Origin of the sequence: Stenotrophomonas sp. S41 (genome assembly GCF_016624625.1) — a bacterium.
Lineage (GTDB): Bacteria > Pseudomonadota > Gammaproteobacteria > Xanthomonadales > Xanthomonadaceae > Stenotrophomonas.
In genome coordinates this window covers 1-4,691 of record NZ_JACVTV010000180.1, presented here as the reverse complement: position 1 = coordinate 4,691, position 4,691 = coordinate 1, and the positions used below count along the sequence as shown (strand labels likewise).

General features: G+C 67.7%; 5 protein-coding genes. 2 read left to right on the top strand and 3 right to left on the bottom strand.

Features of this window, described 5'->3' with window-relative positions:
• Positions 1-57: 57 nt before the first annotated feature.
• Together IAE56_RS20625 and IAE56_RS20620 are read right to left on the bottom strand one after the other, a co-directional pair.
• The gene (locus IAE56_RS20625) at positions 58-852 is read right to left on the bottom strand and encodes a MetQ/NlpA family ABC transporter substrate-binding protein (protein ID WP_200733159.1); all 795 of its coding nucleotides are present in this window, start codon (positions 850-852) and stop codon (positions 58-60) included.
• 28 nt (positions 853-880) lie between these two features.
• Positions 881-1,852: a YafY family protein gene (locus IAE56_RS20620; RefSeq protein WP_116865223.1), complete on the bottom strand. Its 972-nt coding sequence runs from the start codon at positions 1,850-1,852 to the stop codon at positions 881-883.
• An 82-nt stretch (positions 1,853-1,934) separates the two neighbouring features.
• Between IAE56_RS20620 and IAE56_RS20615 the strand changes: the two genes are divergently transcribed.
• Both IAE56_RS20615 and IAE56_RS20610 read left to right on the top strand, forming a co-directional pair.
• Entirely contained in the window at positions 1,935-2,534 is a 600-nt protein-coding gene (locus IAE56_RS20615) for a hypothetical protein (protein WP_200753801.1), read from the top strand.
• 107 nt (positions 2,535-2,641) lie between these two features.
• Positions 2,642-3,418, top strand: a complete 777-nt coding sequence (locus IAE56_RS20610; protein ID WP_108770099.1) for a DUF481 domain-containing protein — start codon at positions 2,642-2,644, stop codon at positions 3,416-3,418.
• Between the two features lie 135 nt (positions 3,419-3,553).
• Here IAE56_RS20610 and hemC read toward each other — a convergent pair whose 3' ends face one another.
• Entirely contained in the window at positions 3,554-4,471 is a 918-nt protein-coding gene (hemC, locus tag IAE56_RS20605) for a hydroxymethylbilane synthase (RefSeq protein WP_200753800.1), read from the bottom strand.
• Between the last annotated feature and the right edge of the window lie 220 nt (positions 4,472-4,691).

Here is a 4,691-nt window from a genome sequence, read left to right as displayed (position 1 = left end):
CCCCCCCCCCCCCCCCCCCCCCCCCCCCCCCCCCCCCCCCCCCCCGCTACCCCAACTTCAGAACGCCGGCAGCACCGCGCCCTTGTACTTGGTCTCGATGAAGGCCTTCACCTGCGGGCTGGTCAGTGCCTTGGCCAGCTTCTGCACGCGGGCGTCGTCCTTGTTGTCCGGGCGCGCGACCAGGAAGTTCACGTACGGCGAATCCTTGCTCTCGATCGCCAGCGCATCCTGGGTCGGGTTCAGGCCGGCATCCAGCGCGTAGTTGGTGTTGATCAGGGCCAGGTCGACCTGGTCCAGCACGCGCGGCAGCATCGCCGAATCCAGCTCGCGGAACTTCAGCTTCTTCGGGTTGGCGATGATGTCGCGCTGGGTCGACAGGGCATTGCTCGGATCCTTCAGCTCGATCACGCCGGCCTTGTGCAGCAGGATCAGCGCGCGGCTGTTGTTGCTCGGGTCATTGGGGATGACCACGTCGGCGCCTTCGCGCAGCTCGGCCAGCGACTTGACCTTGCGCGAGTACGCACCGAAGGGCTCGATGTGCACGCCGATCACCTTGGTCAGGTCGGTCTTGCGGTCGCGGTTGTACGCATCCAGGTACGGCTCGGTCTGGAAGTAATTGGCGTCCACCTGCTTCTGCACCAGCTGGTCGTTGGGCTGCACATAGTCGTTGAACACGCGCACGTCCAGGTCCACGCCTTCCTCCTTGAGGATCGGCTTGACCACTTCCAGGATCTCCGCATGCGGCACGGCGGTGGCGGCCACCACCAGCTTCTGCGAGGGCTCGCCGGACTTGCCGCAGGCGGTCAGGGCCAGCGCAGCGGCGAACAGGGGCAGCAACAGGGTCTTCTTCATGGGGGCAACGGGTCTCTCGGGGGAGGGATCAGGAATGTTCGTAGTTGGTCAGGGCCAGGCTGAGCAGCGCCTTGGCCTGCTCGCGCAGCATCACCGGCTCGACGATCTCGGCATCGGAACCGTAGTGCAGCACGTCCATCAGCAGCTCGCGCGAGACGCTGTAGGGCACCTTCAGCTCGTAGCGACCATCGGGCAGGAACCGGCCCTGCTGCTTGGAATGCCAGTGTTCGTCGGCCACCCAGCGTGCGGCCTTGGCACTGAACAGGATGGTCGCCCAGCCCTTGGGCGGGCCGGAGAAGATGCCGTAGCTGGCGCCCAGCTGCTCGTCCAGCTCGGTTTCGGCCACGTCGCGGGCACCGTTGTCGACCACCCGCGCCTTGTGCACGCGATCCACCGCAAAGCTGCGCAGGGCGTCGCGGTCGTGATCCCAGGCATCCAGGTACCAGTTGTCGCGGTAGTGGGTCAGGCGCTGCGGCGACACGGTGCGCCGGGTCGATTCGTCGGTGGAGCGGGCACGGTACTCGAACGCCAGCTGCTTGCGCTCCAGCACGGCCGAGGCGACGGTGCGGAAGCTGCCTTCGTCGAACTTGCGGCCGCGGTGCGGGATCACCCGGACCCGGTCGACCGGCCAGTTGGAGACACCGGCCTGTGCCGCCAGCAGGCTTTCGATGCGCTGCTGCAGCGGCGCCAGCACCGACGACAGCACGCCGCCGCCGGTCCGCGCCAGCAGGTGCTGCGAGGCCAGCAGGGCATGCAGCTCCTCCGAGCTGAGCCACAGGCCGGGCAGTTCGAAGCGGTCGCTTTCGTCAGCCTGGTAACGGAAGCCGGCCTCGCCGTCGCCCTCGATCGGAGCCATCAGCGCGTCGCGCAGGAAGGCCAGATCACGGTAGACGGTGGCACGGGAACAACCGAGCTTGTCCTGCAGGGTCGCCACCGTCACCGGATAGCGTGCGGACTTGAGCAGACGATGCAGGGCGGTGATGCGTTCGTATCGGTCCATGCCCCCGATTATGTCCGAGTCGCGGGCGTTGTGCGGGGGCTTTGGGCTATCGTGGGCGCCCCTGCCCCCCATGGAACGCCCGATGCGCCGCCTGCCTGCCCTGCCCCTGCTGGCCTGCCTGCTGCTGGCCGCCTGTGATCGCGCCCCGGATCCAGCCATCACGCAGGACCCGATACCCGCAGCCGATCCGGCTGAAGACATACGCGCGGCCAGCCAGCGTCTGGCCGAGGTGCGCAGCTTCCATGCCGAACTGGATGTGGAGGGCGCCGCCCTGGCGGTACGCAGCAGCATGGACTTCGTGGCTCCCGACCGCTTCCGCCTGCAGACCGCGGCCGGGCCGCAGACGATCATTGGCGACACCATGTTTCTTCAGGCCGCCGGCGCGACCCGCCAGGTGCCGACGCCTGCTGGATTACTGGATCAATGGAAACAGCCGCTGACCGGCGACGTACCGTCCGCCCCGATGAAGGCTGAGGATCTGGGCCGGCAGTCGCTGGACGGCGTGGATACCCGCCATTACCGGCTGGTCAGTGCCGCCGGCGAGCGCCTGGAGTACTGGGTGGACGACCAGGGACTGCCGCGGCAGATCGTGCGCAACGGCAGCAACCAGGGGCGTCCGTACCAGGTGCGCCTGCGCTACTCGCGCTTCAACGACCCCGCGCTGCGCATCGACCTTCCCTGAATGGGCGGTGGCGGTAACGCCTGCTGAAGCGCCGTTGCCGACCCGTTCTGATGGTCATGATGCTTCCAGTATCATCACGGGTTGTTAACCGCTTCGGAGAGCCCTCGATGTCCCTGCGCGTGTCCCTGCTTGTGCCCCTGCTGCTGTGCGCACCCTTGGCCTATGCCCAGGATGCCTCTGAACTGGCGGCGATGACGTCGCCGTGGAGCGGCAGCGGTGGCGAACTGGGCTTTGCCGCCGCCAGCGGCAACAGCAGCACCGAGAGCTTCAACGGCGCCCTGCGCCTGCGCTATACCGATGGCGACTGGGTGCACACCATGGACCTGTTCGGCCTGCGCTCCAGCTCCAAGGTGACCGAGACCGCCGACGACGGCACCACCACCCGCCGCGACAACACCACGGCCAACCGCTACACCGGCGCCGCCGGCAGCGCGCTGCAGCTGGGCGAACACCGCCAGCTGTTCGCCAAGGTGCGTACCGAGCGCGATGACTTCGCCACCTACGATCGTCGCAGCTCGTTCGGCCTGGGCTACGGTACCCGCCTGTTCAACACCGAGAAGTTCTCCTTCGACGCCCTGGTCGGCCCGGGTGTCAGCCGCACCCACAGCACCGAAGACGACCGCACGCGCACCGGCCTGATCGGCCAGGGCCAGTTCGAACTGAAGTACGCCATCACGTCCAACACCGACCTGATCAACAACCTGCTGGTCGAATCGGGTTCGTACAATACGTTCGGCCAGAACGATTTCGGCGTGTCGGTGAGCATGAACGAGCACCTGGCCCTGAAGGCCGGCTGGCAGGCCCGTTACAACAGCGACGTGGCCGACGACAAGCGCAGGACCGATACGTTGACCACGATGAACGTGGTCTACAAGTTCAAATGAGAAACGGGCGCCCAGGGCGCCCGTTCTTCATTTGTAGAGTCGAGCCATGCTCGACTGCTGTTGGCCGTGCAGTCGAGCATGGCTCGACTCTACAAAAGCGGGGTCGAGCATGGCTCGACTCTACAGAGGCGCGGTTCAGACGTTCAGCAGCTCGCCTGCGCCGCCATCCAGCAGCATCTTCGCCACCTGCTGGCCCAGCGTTTCCGGATCGCTGGCCGGGCCCACCGCTTCGGCACGCACCGCGCGGCCATCACTGGCACTGCCGACCATGCCCTGCAGGTGCAGGTGCAGGTCCTGGCCCTGCCACTGCGCGATGGCCGCCACCGGCACATGGCAGCTGCCGTGCAGCGCGCGGTTCATCGCCCGCTCCGCTTCCACGCAGGCACGGGTATCGGCGTCATCCAGGCGGGCGAACACTTCCATCAGCCGCGCGTTGCCACCATCGCATTCCACTGCCACCGCGCCCTGCGCCGGTGCCGGCAGCCACTGCGGCGGCTGCAGGCGGGCCACGATGCGGTTGCCCAGGCCCAGCCGTTCCAGCCCGGCGACGGCCAGTACGATGGCGTCGTAGCCACCGTTGTCGAGCTTGGCCAGGCGCGTGTTGACGTTGCCGCGCAGGTCCAGCAGCTGCAGGTCCGGGCGCAGCGCGCGCAGCTGTGCCTGGCGGCGCAGCGAGGACGTACCCACGCGGGCGCCGATGGGCAGCGCATCCAGCGAGGCGTACAGGTTGGAGATGAAGCCATCGGCCGGATCGTGGCGGGTCAGCATGGCCGGCAGCGCGAAGGGCGCATCGAGTTCCATCGGCACATCCTTCAGCGAATGCACCGCGCAGTCGGCATCACCGCGCAGCATGGCCAGCTCCAGCTCCTTCAGGAACAGGCCCTTGCCACCGATGGCGGCCAGCGAGCGGTCGAGCACCTCGTCACCGCGGGTGCTCATCGGCACCAGCTCCACGTGCAGGCCGGGGTAGGCCTGGCGCAGGCGGTCGGCGACGTGTTCGCTCTGCCAGAGGGCGAGCGGGCTCTTGCGGGTGGCGATGCGGACGGTTTCCATGCCGGCATTATCGCGCCTATCGGCGGGATACGGCCAACGGCGGAGCCCCTCGTGGCTGGCGGTAGAGTCGACTGTTAGTCGACTAGCCTCGTGAGCTGGCCGGGTGGGTGGGCCGCGCAGGGGACGCTGCAAGTACGTCCCTGTAAGCTCGGTCGCCGCTTGCTCGTGCGCGCTGTCCTGCGCACACGGCAAGACCGGGGTTGGGCGTCCTGCCCAACCC

Excerpts from the sequence above, each read along its gene's own strand:
- IAE56_RS20625 (WP_200733159.1), bottom strand. The coding sequence starts at position 852 with ATGAAGAAGACCCTGTTGCTGCCCCTGTTCGCCGCTGCGCTGGCCCTG.
- IAE56_RS20620 (WP_116865223.1), bottom strand. The coding sequence starts at position 1,852 with ATGGACCGATACGAACGCATCACCGCCCTGCATCGTCTGCTCAAGTCC.
- IAE56_RS20615 (WP_200753801.1), top strand. The coding sequence starts at position 1,935 with ATGCGCCGCCTGCCTGCCCTGCCCCTGCTGGCCTGCCTGCTGCTGGCC.
- IAE56_RS20610 (WP_108770099.1), top strand. The coding sequence starts at position 2,642 with ATGTCCCTGCGCGTGTCCCTGCTTGTGCCCCTGCTGCTGTGCGCACCC.
- hemC (WP_200753800.1), bottom strand. The coding sequence starts at position 4,471 with ATGGAAACCGTCCGCATCGCCACCCGCAAGAGCCCGCTCGCCCTCTGG.